Raw genomic sequence first — 12,374 nt, forward strand, 5'->3', positions numbered from 1 at the left:
GCGCTGACCCTCCCCATCGGCCGGGAGAATGGTCGTATGGACTGGCAGACCTCGGAAGACACGGTGCCCTCGGCTCCGGTGACCGAGGCAGACGCCCGGTCGCTCCTCGGGCGCCCACCGGCGACCGGCGCCTGGCGCGACGGCGACCCGATCGGGGAGCGCAGGTTCGCGCGGTTCGGCGCGTTCGCGACCGAGGGCGGCGCAAGCCTGCCCGGCATCCGACTCGCCTACGAGACCTGGGGCGAGCTGTCCCCCGCCCGCGACAACGCCGTGCTGATCCTGCACGCCCTCACGGGCGACAGCCACGTGCGCGGCGAGGCCGGCCCGGGCCACGCGACCGACGGCTGGTGGGGTGAGATCGTCGGCCCGGGCGCCCCGATCGACACCGACCGCTGGTTCGTCGTCGCACCGAACATCCTGGGGGGATGCCAGGGGTCGACCGGCCCCGCGAGCATCGCCCCCGACGGCTACGAGTGGGCGTCGCGGTTCCCCTTCCTCACGATCCGCGACCAGGTCGCCGCGCAGGTCATGCTCGCCGACGCCCTCGGCATCGACGTGTGGGCGGGCGTGGTCGGCGGCTCGATGGGCGGCATGCACGCGCTCGAGTGGGCGGTCACGCATCCCGAGCGGGTCGAGCGGCTCGGCGTGCTGTGCTCCCCGCCGACGACGACCGCCGACCAGGTCGCGCTCAACTCCGTGCAGCTCGCGGCGATCCAGATGGACCCGCGGTTCGCCGGGGGCCACTACTACGATGCACCCGACGGCGACGGTCCGCATCGCGGCCTGTCGCTCGCGCGCCGCATGGCCCTGCTGAACTACCGCACGCCCACCGAACTGAACCAGCGGTTCCAGCGGTCGTGGCAGTCCGACAAGAGTCCCTTCGGCGCGGGCGGCCGGTACGCCGTGGAGAGCTACCTCGACTTCCACGGCAACCGCTTCACGCGCCGCTTCGACGCGAACTCGTACGTGACCCTCGTCGAGGCGATGAACTCGCACGACGTCGGGCGCGATCGCGGCGGCGTCGAGGACGCCCTGGCACGCGTCACGGCGCGCACGCTCGTGCTGGGCATCGACAGCGACCGGCTGTTCCCCGTGGAAGGCCAGCACCGCATCAGCCGCGGCATCCGCACCGCCATCGACGACGACACCGTCGTGCTGCACAGCGACTTCGGCCACGACGGGTTCCTCATCGAGACCGAACCCGTCGGTCGTCACCTGCGCCGTCTGCTCGAGAGCTGACGCTCAGCGGGGCGACAGATCCGGGGCGATCCGCGTCCCGAAGGTGTGCCGCAGCGCCGACCGCGCCGCGTGCCAGCCCGCGAGCCCGTGCACCCCGGGCCCCGGACTCGTCGACGCGGAGCAGAGGTAGACGCCCTCGAGAGGCATCCGCCACGGCTCGGGCGACACGACCGGCCGTTTGAGCAGCTGCCAGAGGGCGGGAGCCCCCGCCGCGATGTCCCCGCCGGGGTAGTTCGGGTTCTCGGCTTCGACCTCGACCGCGTTCCGCGAATTCATGCCGACGATCAGGTCGCGGAAGCCGGGCGCGAACCGCTCGATCTGCCGGATGACGGCGTCGGCGCGGTCGGCCGTGCTCCCCGCGGGGACGTGCGTGTACGTCCACAGGATGTGGCCGCCCGCCGGCGCGCGCGACGCGTCGAACGACGAGGGCTGCGCGACGAGCACGTAGGGCGCGTCCGGAAGGCCCCCATGCGCGATGAGGGTCTCGGATGCCGCGACCTCGGCGCGCGTGCCCCCGACGTGCACCGTGCCGGCCGCCGCGACCTCGGGATTCGCCCACGGCACCGGTCCCGACAGGGCGAAGTCGACCTTCGCGACCGCCCCGCCGTACCGGAACCGTTCGAGCGCACCGCGGTACCCCGCGGGCACGGCGTCGCCGGCCATCCGCAGGAACGCGCGCGGGATGACGTCGAGCAGCACGGCGCGCGCCGGCGGCAGTTCGGCGAGCGAGGTGACCTCGTGGTCGGTCACGATCTCGCCGCCGTGGGCGCGCAGGTCGTCGGCCATCGCGTCGACGATCGCCTGGCTGCCGCCGACCGGGATCGGCCAGCCGCGTGCGTGGGCGTAAGTCGTGAGCGCGAGGCCCGCCCCGGCACCGGCGAGGCTCGGCAGCGGCAGGATCGTGTGCGCGGCGACCCCTGTGAGCAGCGCCGGCGCGGCATCCTCTCGGAACCGGGCGTTCCACAGCGGACTCCCCTGCTCCAGCGTGCGGGCGCCGAACCAGCCCGCCGCGAGCGGATGCCGCGGTATGCGCAGCAGCGGATGCCCCGTGAAGTCCGCGACCTCCGACGCACGCTCGACGAGCGGGCGCAGGAGCCGCGCGTAGGCGTCGCCGTCGCGGCCCAGGCCGTCGGCGGTGCGGTCGAGGTCACGGTAGGCGACGCCCGCGCGACCGCCGTCGAGCGGATGCGCGAACGAGGCCTCCGGGACGACGAACTCGACGCGCCGGCCGAGGCCGAACTCGCGGAAGAAGCGGCTCTCGAACGCGAGCGGGTGCACGGCGGAGCAGACGTCGTGCTGGTACCCGGGGAGGGTCATCTCGGCGGTGCGAGCTCCGCCGCCGATCGTCGCGCCCTTCTCGTAGACGCGGACGGCCAAGCCCGCACGGGCGAGGGTGACGGCCGCGGCGAGGCCGTTGGGGCCCGCCCCCACGACGACGACGTCGAGGTCGTTCATTCGGCGACGCCCTCGTCCTCGGCGGTCGTCTCGTCCGTCGGCCGCGCGGCCCGCCCCTCGGCGAGGTACGCGAGCCGGTGCAGCGTCTCGTGGTTGCGCAGCTGCAGGACGACATCGAGGAGCGGCTGCGGCACGAGGCTGCCCGGCCCCGCGACCGCCTCCTCCTGGATCCGCACGATGCACCCGTCCCGGTGCGGCTTGACCTGGATGTCGACCTGGGCCTCGCCCATCGGCCATCCCTTCGCCCGCAGCAGCACGTGGCGGGGCGGGTCGTAGACGAGCACCTCGGTCGCGTCGTCGATGAGCACCGGCCAGACGCCGAACGAGTGGTGCAGCCGGGAGCCCGCCTGCGGCCACGTGTCGGCGACCTCGCGCATGCGGGACGCGCCGACCACCCATGACGGGAACAGCCAGCCGTCCGCGAGGACGGCGAACACGTCGTCGGGTGTGCAGGCGAACCGGCGCGAGTTACGGGACATGACTCGACGCTAGCGAGTCGCGGGCTCGGTCGCGGACGGGGTTGCGCCGCCCGCTGCGGCGTGTCAGACCAGAGCGGGTGTGCGGGCGTGCCGCCGCTCGAGGGTGACGCTGAGCGCGGCGATGCCGAGCCCGGCGAGCGCGAGGAGGAAGCCGACCCACACGGGCGCCGCGAAGCCGAACCCCGCGGCGATGACGGCACCGCCGAGGGCCGCTCCCATGGCATTGCCGGTGTTGAGGGCGGAGTGGTTGAGCGCGGCGGCGATCGACTGGTTGTCGCCGGCGACGTCCATGAGGCGGGTCTGGATGGTGGGACTGACCGCCGACGCGGCGAAGGCGACGGCGAAGACGAAGATCACGACCGTCACGATCCACCCCGAGGTCAGGGCGAGCAGCAGCAGCGACAGCGCCAGCAGGCCGAGCAGCCCGAACATCGCGCGGATCAGGTCGACGTCGGCGAGGTGCCCGCCGACCAGGTTGCCCACCGTCATCCCGATCCCGAGGATCACGAGCGTGATCGGGACGACCCACGCGGGCGACCCCGCGGCCTCGGTCACGAGCGGCGACACGTACGTGTAGACGGCGAAGAAGCCGCCGAAGCCGATGGCGCCGATCCCGAGCGCGAACCAGACCTGTCCGATGCGGAACACCCCGAGCTCAGCGCGGAGGGTGCGCGAGGGCTCCCCCGCCCGGCGCGGCACCGTCACGGCGATCGCGGCGGTCGCAGCGGCGAAGATGGCGACGACGAGCACGAACGCCCACCGCCAGCCCAGGTTCTGCCCGAGGAAGGTGCCGAGCGGCACGCCGACGACGTTCGCGACCGTCAGACCGGTCAGCACGAAGGCGACCCCCTTGGCCCGGTTCCCCGGACCCATGACGTCGGCGGCCACGAGCGCGCCGATACCGAAGTACGCGCCGTGGGGCAGTCCCGCCAGGAGGCGCGATGCCGCGACGAGCTCGAACGTCGGCAGCACGAGGGTCAGCGCGTTGAACAGCGTCAGCGCCGCCGCGAGCAGGATCATGACGCGGTGACGCGGGTACTTGGCGACGGATGCCGCGATCGTCGGCGCTCCGATGACCACCCCGAGCGCGTAGAGCGTGATGAGCCACCCCGCCTGCGCGATCGCGTCCTCCTGCGAGCTCGCCCACGCGGCGGGCAGCAGCTCGCGCGCGATCTCGGGGAGCAGCCCCATCACGACGAACTCGGTCATGCCGATGCCGAAGCTGCCGACGGCGAGCGCGAGGAGGGCGCGGCGGGGACGCGTGGGGGCGGAGATCACTCCGAGATCGTAGTCCCGCTCCCCTGCTCGCCACGAATCGATTCGATCGCCGTCTCCAACCGGGCGATCTTGCCGTCGATCTCGCCGGTGTACCCCGGGCGGATGTCGGCCTTCAGCACGAGCGAGACACGGGAACCGAAGGGCTGCACGGCGTCGACGGCGCCCTTGACGACGGCCATCACCTCGTCCCACTCCCCCTCGATCTCGGTGAACATGCTGGTGGTGCGGTGGGGCAGCCCCGACGCGCGGACGACCGTGACGGCCGCGGCGACCGCGTCGTGGACGGAACCGTCCGGGTTGCCGTCACCGGAGGGGGCGACGGAGAAGGCGACGAGCATGGGAGGACCTCCGGGATCAGGGGGCGACGCGGACGGGAGCGGACACGGATGCGGGAAGGCGGACGAGGCGCGCGACCATCCACACCAGGAGGCCCACCAGCACGAGGTTGCGGAGCGTGAGGACCGCGACGGGCAGGACCGCCGGTGTGATGATGCCGCCGTAGAGGACGGGATACACGAGCTGGGTGAGCGCGGCGGCCGTGAGCACGAGGGCGGCGGGAGCCACCCATCGGCGCCGGTCGATCACGAGGCCCAGGACGGTGGGGGCGAACAGCCAGGTGTGGAACTGCGGCGACCCGACCTTGTTGGCGACGATGAGCACGAGCACGAGGGCGAGCGCGAGGACGGGGAACAGGCGCACGAACGGCACTCCGCGACGCACCTGCCAGGTCCCGAGCAGGAGGACGCCGGCGGCCGCGAGGGCGAGCAGTGGCGTCATCGCGGCGATGACGAGGTCGACCTGCGGGCCGGTGACCTGGAAGGTGAGCAGGCCCTGGTCGTAGTACACCGCCGACCCGTCGGCGCCCAGCAGCGCACCCCAGACGTACGGCGCGCTCACGGGCGCCTCGACCTGCAGTCCGCGCCCGGTCTGCCCGGTGACGAATCCCAGCGCGTGGTCCGCTCCGCCGGCGGCGACGACGACACCCAGCACCGCGACGCTCACGAGCGCTGCGGCGGCGATCACCCTCGCGCGGCGGCGCACCGCGACGACGGCCGCCGCGAGGAGGGCGGCGGGCCACACCTTGATCCAGGTCGCGGCCGCGAGGAGCGCGGCGGCGAGCGCGGGCCGGCGCAGCAGCCACAGGCATCCGAGGATCGCTAGCGGTACCGAGACCGCATCGATCCGATAGAGGCCGACGGGGCCGAGGCAGACGATCGCCGCGAGCCAGAAGGCGGCGGCGACGACGCGCCCGCGGGAGTGCCCGCGGCCGACGAGCACCGCGAAGGCGACCGCGTCGACCAGCGTCACGAGCACGGCCCAGCCGACCGTGTAGTCGCCCACGAGGCCGGCGGGCAGATGGGCGAGCAGCATGGGCAGCAGCGCGAGCTGGGGATAGACCCAGTCCTGCGTCACGCCCACGACGCCGCCGCCCGAGAACACCGCGCGCGACCACGGCTCGTACACGCGGTACACGTCGCCCATGGGCTCGTTCGGCAGGACGAACCCCAGCAGGCCGACACCCGCGTGGACGAGGACGAACACGGTCCACAGCAGCACGCGGTTCGTCACGCGCCCAGCCTACGGGCGCCGCCGACCGACGCGTGTCAGCCGGCCAGCACCTCGGCGACCGTCAATGGCAGGTGCTCCGCGACGTCGAGCGCCGCGATCGGTCCGCCGCGGTGGGCGGCGACGGCGAGCGCCGCCGCGTGGCCGTGCAGCCAGACAGCGGATGCCGCGGCCCGCTGCAGCGCGCCCAGGTCGCCCGGCGCTCCGCCCCGCCCGACCACGCCCGCGATCACGGCGCCGACCGTCCCGGCGAGGACGTCGCCGGTGCCGGCGGTCGCGAGCCACGAGGTGGGAGCCGTGATCCCGATCGCCTCTTCGCCGGGCGCGGCGACCACCGTCGTCGCGCCCTTGCGCACCACCACACCGCCGAGGACGGCCGCCGTCTCGGACGCATCGTCCACGTCCGGGTCGAGCCCCAGCATCCGCCGCAGCCGCTCGTGCTCGCGGCCGTGCGGTGTCGCCACGACCGGCGCAGCCGCCGCCGGGGCGAGATCCAGGGCGCCGGCGTCGACCACGACGGGGACCTCCCCCGAGAGGATGCCGCCGAGCGCGGCGCGCTCGCGCGCGGAGCGGTGCGCGGCATCCGTCCCCGACCCGACCACCCACGCCTGCACGCGACCGTCCGCGGTCACCGTCTCGGGGCGCCGGGCGAGCACGAGGTCCGCCGCGCGCTGCGGTCCGAGATAGCGCACCATGCCGACGCCCGTCCGCCAGGCGGCTTCGACGCCGAGCACCGCCGCACCGGGGAAGGCCGTCGATCCGGTCCGCAGGCCGACCACACCGCGGGAATACTTGTCGTCGTCCGCCGTTGGCCCGAAGACGACCTCGGCCGTGTCCGCCCTCGTCCATCCCCGCGCCGCCATGGCGCCCACCCTACTGCGACGGAGTCCGCCCATGACCCTGCTGTTCCGCCCCCTCGAACTGGCCGGCGCCACCGCGCGCAACCGCCTGTGGGTCTCGCCGATGTGCCAGTACTCGGCGGTGGACGGCGTGCCGAACGACTGGCACCACGTGCACCTCGCCCAGTTCGCGACCGGCGGTGCGGGCGTGGTCATCGCCGAGGCATCCGCCGTCACCCCGGAGGGGCGGATCACCCCGCACGACGCGGGGCTCTGGAACGACGCGCAGCGGGACGCCTGGGCTCCGATCGTCGCCGCGATCCACGCTCGCGGCGCCCTCGCCGGGGTGCAGCTCGCGCACGCGGGCCGCAAGGCCTCGACCCACCGGCCGTGGGACGACGCCCGCGGCTCCGTCGCCCCCGCGGAAGGCGGCTGGACGACGGTGGCCCCCTCGGCGATCGCGTTCGACGGCTACGCGCCACCGGTCGCGATGACCGACGGAGACATCGACGCCCTCGTCGACGCCTTCGCGCAGGCCGCCCGCCGCGCCGACGAGGCCGGGTTCGATCTCCTCGAGGTCCACGCCGCCCACGGCTACCTGCTGCACCAGTTCCTCTCGCCGCTGTCGAACGAGCGCACCGACGCCTACGGCGGATCGCTCGAGAACCGTGCGCGCCTCCTGCTGCGCGTCGTCACCGCCGTCCGCGAGGCCGCGCCGAGCCGGGTGATCGCCGTCCGGTTCTCGGCCACCGACTGGGCCGACGGCGGCTGGGGCGTCGACGAGACGGCGACCGTCGCCGCCTGGGCCGGCGAGCGCGGCGCGAGCGTCATCGACATCTCCACCGGCGGGCTCGTCGCCCACCAGCGCATCACGACCGGACCGGGCTACCAGGTGCCGTTCGCCGCCACGGTGCGCGAGCGCACCGGACTCCTCGTCACGGCGGTGGGCGAGATCCTCGACGGCGCGCAGGCCGAGACGATCCTGCAGGACGGGCTCGCCGACGCCGTCATGGTCGGGCGCGGCTGGCTCCGCGACCCCCACTTCGCCCTGCGCGCCGCCGACGAGCTCGGCGACGCGGAGGCCGCGGCGCTGTGGCCGCCGCAGTACCTCCGCGCCCGCCGGCGCTGAGGTCGCCCGCGACGCGTCGCCGGCGACCTCAGAGACGCCGCGTCGCGTCGTGGACCTCGCCGACGAGCTCCTCGATGATGTCCTCGAGGAACAGCACCGCCGTCGTCTCCCCCGCCGAATCGCGCACCTGCGCGAGGTGCCGGCTCGAACGCCGCATGAGCGCGAGCGCGTCCTCGAGGTCGGTGGCCTCGCCGATGGGGATCATGTGGTGGATGCGCTTCGGCTTGATCGGTGCGTCGACCGTCGCCTCGGCATCCGGTCCCTCCGCCGCGCGCAGCACGTCCTTGAGGTGGACGTAACCGAGCGGCATCCCCTCGTCGTCGACGATCACGTAGCGCGAGAACCCGTGACGGGCCACGGCCCGCTCGATCTCGTCGGGCGTCGTGTGCTCGGGCAGGGTGACGAGCTCCGAGAGCGGGACCGCGACATCCTTCGCCTTCTTGTCGGTGAACTCGACCGCCATGGCGACGGCGCCCGACGCGTCGTCGAGCACACCCTCGATGCGCGACTGGTTCACGATCGTGGCGACCTCGTCCAGGGTGAAGGTCGAGGCGGCCTCGTCCTTCGGCTCGACGCGGAACAGGCGGACGACGTGGTTCGCGATCCAGTTGAGCGCGACGATGATCGGGTGGAAGACCCGCGAGACGAACACGAGCGGCGGGGCGAGCAGCAGGACCGCGCGGTCCGGCAGCGAGAACGCAAGGTTCTTCGGCACCATCTCGCCGAACACGACGTGCAGGTACGACACGAGCAGCAGCGCGATGACGAACCCGGTGACGTCGACGACCGCGTACGGCAGCCCGATCGCCTCCAGCGGCACGGCCAGGAGGTGGTGGATCGCCGGCTCCGAGACGTTCAGGATCAGCAGCGAGCAGATCGTGATGCCGAGCTGGCACGTGGCGAGCATGAGCGTGGCGTGCTCCATCGCCCACAGCGCGGTCTTCGCCGAGCGGGACCCCTTCTCGGCGAGAGGCTCGATCTGCGAGCGTCGCGCCGAGATGACGGCGAACTCCGCGCCGACGAAGAAGGCGTTGGCCACGAGGAGGACGACCAGCCAGGCGATTCCGGCCCAGTCGCTCATCGGCGCTCACCCCCTTCGGTCTCGGCGCCGACCGGCACGGGAGCGGGCACGAACTTGACGCGGTCGACGCGGCGACCGTCCATCCGCTGCACGGTGATGGTCCCGTCCTCGAGGGTGATCTGATCGCCGACCGCCGGGATGCGCTCGAGCGTGGCCATGATGAAGCCGCCGACGGTGTCGTACACGTCACCCTCGGGGACGCGGATGCCGGTGCGGTCGAGCACCTCGTCGGGACGCAGGTCGCCGGGGAAGATGATCGACCCCTTCGCCCGCACGACGCCCGCGCGGCTGCGGTCGTGCTCGTCGAGCACCTCGCCCACGATCTCCTCCACGAGATCCTCGAGCGTCACGACACCCGCCGTGCCGCCGTACTCGTCGACGACGATCGCCATCTGGTAGCCGCGCGAGCGCAACTCGGACATGAGGCCGTCCAGGTGAACCGCCTCGGGGACGCGCAGGGGCTCCTGCGCGATCGCGGCGGCGGGGACGTCGGCGCGACGCTCGCGCGGCACCGACACGGCCTGCTTGAGGTGGACGATGCCGGTGATGTCGTCCATCGACTCGCCGTAGACGGGGAACCGGCTGTGGCCGGTGCGGCGCGCCAGCTGCACGATCTCCTCGACGCTGTCGTCGGCGGCGACGGCGTGGACGCTCGGCCGGGGCGTCATGACGTCGGCGGTCGTGAGCCGCGAGAAGGTCAGGGTGCGATCGAGCAGCGACGCGGTGTCCTCCTCGAGCACGCCGGCGCTCGCGGAGCGCCGCACGAGGCTCGACAGCTCCTCCGCCGTGCGGGCACCTGACAGCTCCTCCTTGGGCTCGACGCCCATGGCACGCAGCACCGCGTTGGCGCTGCCGTTGAGGAGGAGGATCGCGGGGCGGAAGACCGCCGTGAAGACCGTTTGGAACCCGATCACGAGCTTCGCGGTCTGCCGCGGGACGGCGAGCGCGAAGTTCTTCGGGACGAGCTCGCCGATGATCATCGAGAAGACGGTCGCGACCGTGATCGCCACGACGGTCGCGATGGGACGGGATGCCGCCTCCGGCACGCCCCAGAGGGCGAAGACCGGGTTCAGCAGGTTCGACAGCGCCGGTTCCATCGTGTAACCGGTCAGGAGCGTCGTCAGCGTGATGCCGAGCTGCGCGCTCGACAGGTGAGTCGAGGTGATCCGCAGCGCGTTGATCGTCAGCGACAGACGGCTCTCGCCGGCGGCGCGGCGGGCCTCGAGGTCGGCGCGGTCGAGGTTCACGAGGGCGAACTCGCTCGCGACGAACAGACCGGTTCCCACGGTCAGGAGCAGCCCCACGCCCAACATGACGTAGTCCATCACACGTCACCCCCGATCATCGGGGAGCAGGGTCGGTGGGGCGAGGGTCTACTGGGAGGGTCGTCCATTGTGCGGACGATTCTACGGCACGCCCGCCCCCGCCCGGGGGCGGCGGCTCACCAGCTGACGGGCAGGGCCTTGCCCTCCTCGTATCCCGCCGCCGACTGGAAGCCGACCGTCGCCCGCTCGTGGAAGTCGGCGACCGTCGCGGCTCCGGCGTACGAGAACGACGAACGCACGCCCGAGGTGATCATGTCGAGCAGGTCTTCGACGCTCGGGCGCAGCGGGTCGAGGTAGATGCGCGACGACGAGATGCCTTCGGCGAACAGCTCCTTCCGGGCGCGCTCGAACGGGTCGAGGCGGCCGAAGCGCCCCTGCACCGCTTTCGTCGACGCCATGCCCCACGACTCCTTGAAAACCCGCCCGTCGGCGTCGACCCGCAGCTCGCCCGGCGACTCGATCGTGCCGGCGAACCACGAGCCGATCATGACGGATGCCGCGCCCGCCGCGAGGGCCAGGGCGACGTCCCGGGGGTAGCGGACACCCCCGTCCGCCCAGACGTGGGCACCGGCGGCGGTCGCCGCTTCGGCGGTCTCGAGCACCGCGGAGAACTGCGGACGGCCGACGGCCGTCATCATGCGGGTCGTGCACATGGCGCCCGGGCCGACGCCGACCTTCAGGATCGTGGCGCCCGCCTCGACGAGGTCGCGGACCCCCTCGGCGGTGACCACGTTGCCGGCGACGATGGGCAGGTCGAGCCCCTCGGCGTGGACGGCGCGCAGCGCCCGGATCATGCTCTCCTGGTGACCGTGCGCGGTGTCGACGACGAGCGCGTCGACACCGGCGGCCGCGAGGGCGCGCGCCTTCGCCGCGACGTCGCCGTTGATCCCGACGGCTGCGGCGACGATGAGGCGTCCGTCGGCGTCGACCGCCGGCCGGTACAGCGAGGAGCGCAGGGCCGTCCGCTGCGACAGCGTGCCCACGAGGTGGCCGTGCTGCAGGACCGTGACGATGTCGGCATCCGCCGCGACCAGGAGGTCGAAGGCCGCCCGCGCAGTGTCCACGTCGTCGGCGTCGATGGATGCCGCCCGCCCCCGCACGAGGTCGCCGAGCCGCGCGTCCGGCAGGGCCGTCCCCAGCCGCTCGGCGGGGACGATGCCGAGGATGTCGTCGACGTGCACCCGCGATGCGCCCGCACCGTGCGCGGAGGACGCCGCGACGACGATGCCGTGCCCCGCGGCCGGAGGCAGGAGTGCGGCCGCCTCCGACACGAGCGCCTCCGGAGGCAGGACGAGCGGGGTGTCCCAGCGCACCGGCTGGTCCTTGACCCACCGGATCGCCGCGTCGACCTCTTGCAGCGGCATGTCCTGGGGCAGCACCGCGAGCCCGCCTCGACGGGCCAGGGTCGCCGCGAGGCGCGGCCCCGTGACGGAGTTCATGTTGGAGGCGACGAGCGGGATCGTCGCGCTCGTCCCGTCGCCGGGCGAGAGGTCGACGTCGAGGCGACTCGTCACGTCCGACCGTCGCGGGACGAGGAACACGTCGGAGTAGGTCAGGTCGCCTGCGGGCCGCTCACCGGAGTAGTGCATACTCCCACGCTAGGCGACCGTCGAGCCCCTGCGCCGGACGGCGTGAGCGGGTCGGGCGGACGCGAACCTGGGATACCCTTGATCTCTGTGCGCGAGGCCGCGCGGGCACCGCACATTTCGAACGTCGACGACGAAAGCAGGCGGAACCGTGTCCAGTCAGGCGACCGGCGTGGGAACTACGAGCGACGGGGAGTTCGGAGCCAACGAATGGCTCGTCGCGGAGCTGTACGAGCAGTACAGCCGCGACAAGAACTCGGTGGACAAGGAGTGGTGGCCGATCCTCGAGGCCTACACCCCCGACGGAGCCTCCGGCGCACCCGCGACGGCATCCGCACCGGCCGGATCCGCCGCACCGGCTCCCGCTGCACCGGCGGCATCCGCTGCGCCGGCTCCC

The 12,374-nt window shown here is 73.2% G+C and carries 12 protein-coding genes; 3 read left to right on the forward strand and 9 right to left on the reverse strand.

From position 1 onward, the window contains the following. Window positions 1-36: 36 nt before the first annotated feature. Entirely contained in the window at window positions 37-1,239 is a 1,203-nt protein-coding gene (locus tag NH287_RS10390) for a homoserine O-acetyltransferase (protein WP_253035550.1), read from the forward strand. 3 nt (window positions 1,240-1,242) lie between these two features. Here the strand turns inward: NH287_RS10390 and NH287_RS10395 are convergent, their stop codons facing one another. The 6 genes from NH287_RS10395 to NH287_RS10420 form a co-directional block, all read right to left on the reverse strand. Next, entirely contained in the window at window positions 1,243-2,694 is a 1,452-nt protein-coding gene (locus NH287_RS10395; protein ID WP_253035551.1) for an NAD(P)/FAD-dependent oxidoreductase, read from the reverse strand. After that, on the reverse strand, window positions 2,691-3,173 hold the full coding sequence (locus tag NH287_RS10400) for an SRPBCC family protein (protein WP_253035552.1): 483 nt from the start codon (window positions 3,171-3,173) through the stop codon (window positions 2,691-2,693). Before NH287_RS10400 ends, NH287_RS10395 begins: the two co-directional genes overlap by 4 nt. Window positions 3,174-3,236: 63 nt before the next feature. Next, complete coding sequence (locus NH287_RS10405) at window positions 3,237-4,451, reverse strand: MFS transporter (RefSeq protein ID WP_217531128.1); 1,215 nt, start codon at window positions 4,449-4,451, stop codon at window positions 3,237-3,239. Then, window positions 4,448-4,789 carry a thiamine-binding protein gene (locus tag NH287_RS10410; protein ID WP_064001432.1) on the reverse strand — a complete coding sequence of 114 codons (342 nt, stop codon included), beginning with the start codon at window positions 4,787-4,789 and terminating at the stop codon, window positions 4,448-4,450. Before NH287_RS10410 ends, NH287_RS10405 begins: the two co-directional genes overlap by 4 nt. A 16-nt stretch (window positions 4,790-4,805) precedes the next feature. Beyond that, the gene (locus NH287_RS10415) at window positions 4,806-6,020 is read right to left on the reverse strand and encodes a glycosyltransferase 87 family protein (protein ID WP_253035553.1); all 1,215 of its coding nucleotides are present in this window, start codon (window positions 6,018-6,020) and stop codon (window positions 4,806-4,808) included. 35 nt (window positions 6,021-6,055) lie between these two features. Beyond that, on the reverse strand, window positions 6,056-6,889 hold the full coding sequence (locus NH287_RS10420) for an ADP/ATP-dependent (S)-NAD(P)H-hydrate dehydratase (RefSeq protein WP_253035560.1): 834 nt from the start codon (window positions 6,887-6,889) through the stop codon (window positions 6,056-6,058). Window positions 6,890-6,911: 22 nt separating this feature from the next. Here NH287_RS10420 and NH287_RS10425 point away from each other — a divergent pair, with 22 nt between their 5' ends. After that, window positions 6,912-7,985 (forward strand): NADH:flavin oxidoreductase/NADH oxidase, encoded by a 1,074-nt coding sequence (locus NH287_RS10425; protein WP_253035554.1) that lies wholly within the window; start codon window positions 6,912-6,914, stop codon window positions 7,983-7,985. Between the two features lie 28 nt (window positions 7,986-8,013). Here the strand turns inward: NH287_RS10425 and NH287_RS10430 are convergent, their stop codons facing one another. The 3 genes from NH287_RS10430 to NH287_RS10440 form a co-directional block, all read right to left on the reverse strand. Further along, on the reverse strand, window positions 8,014-9,066 hold the full coding sequence (locus NH287_RS10430) for a hemolysin family protein (RefSeq protein WP_253035555.1): 1,053 nt from the start codon (window positions 9,064-9,066) through the stop codon (window positions 8,014-8,016). Next, window positions 9,063-10,391 carry a hemolysin family protein gene (locus NH287_RS10435; protein WP_253035561.1) on the reverse strand — a complete coding sequence of 443 codons (1,329 nt, stop codon included), beginning with the start codon at window positions 10,389-10,391 and terminating at the stop codon, window positions 9,063-9,065. Before NH287_RS10435 ends, NH287_RS10430 begins: the two co-directional genes overlap by 4 nt. 116 nt (window positions 10,392-10,507) lie before the next feature. Further along, window positions 10,508-11,980 carry a GuaB1 family IMP dehydrogenase-related protein gene (locus NH287_RS10440; RefSeq protein WP_253035556.1) on the reverse strand — a complete coding sequence of 491 codons (1,473 nt, stop codon included), beginning with the start codon at window positions 11,978-11,980 and terminating at the stop codon, window positions 10,508-10,510. 169 nt (window positions 11,981-12,149) lie between these two features. Here NH287_RS10440 and NH287_RS10445 point away from each other — a divergent pair. Further along, window positions 12,150-12,374, forward strand: a 225-nt coding sequence (locus NH287_RS10445) for a hypothetical protein (protein WP_374209381.1), incomplete at its 3' end; no start/stop codon positions are given.

This window comes from Microbacterium sp. CnD16-F, assembly GCF_024124465.1.
GTDB classification, from domain to species: domain Bacteria; phylum Actinomycetota; class Actinomycetes; order Actinomycetales; family Microbacteriaceae; genus Microbacterium; species Microbacterium gawkjiense.

Excerpts from the sequence above, each read along its gene's own strand:
- NH287_RS10400 (WP_253035552.1), bottom strand. The coding sequence starts at position 3,173 with ATGTCCCGTAACTCGCGCCGGTTCGCCTGCACACCCGACGACGTGTTC.
- NH287_RS10390 (WP_253035550.1), top strand. The coding sequence starts at position 37 with ATGGACTGGCAGACCTCGGAAGACACGGTGCCCTCGGCTCCGGTGACC.
- NH287_RS10435 (WP_253035561.1), bottom strand. The coding sequence starts at position 10,391 with ATGGACTACGTCATGTTGGGCGTGGGGCTGCTCCTGACCGTGGGAACC.
- NH287_RS10410 (WP_064001432.1), bottom strand. The coding sequence starts at position 4,789 with ATGCTCGTCGCCTTCTCCGTCGCCCCCTCCGGTGACGGCAACCCGGAC.
- NH287_RS10440 (WP_253035556.1), bottom strand. The coding sequence starts at position 11,980 with ATGCACTACTCCGGTGAGCGGCCCGCAGGCGACCTGACCTACTCCGAC.
- NH287_RS10395 (WP_253035551.1), bottom strand. The coding sequence starts at position 2,694 with ATGAACGACCTCGACGTCGTCGTCGTGGGGGCGGGCCCCAACGGCCTC.
- NH287_RS10425 (WP_253035554.1), top strand. The coding sequence starts at position 6,912 with ATGACCCTGCTGTTCCGCCCCCTCGAACTGGCCGGCGCCACCGCGCGC.
- NH287_RS10430 (WP_253035555.1), bottom strand. The coding sequence starts at position 9,066 with ATGAGCGACTGGGCCGGAATCGCCTGGCTGGTCGTCCTCCTCGTGGCC.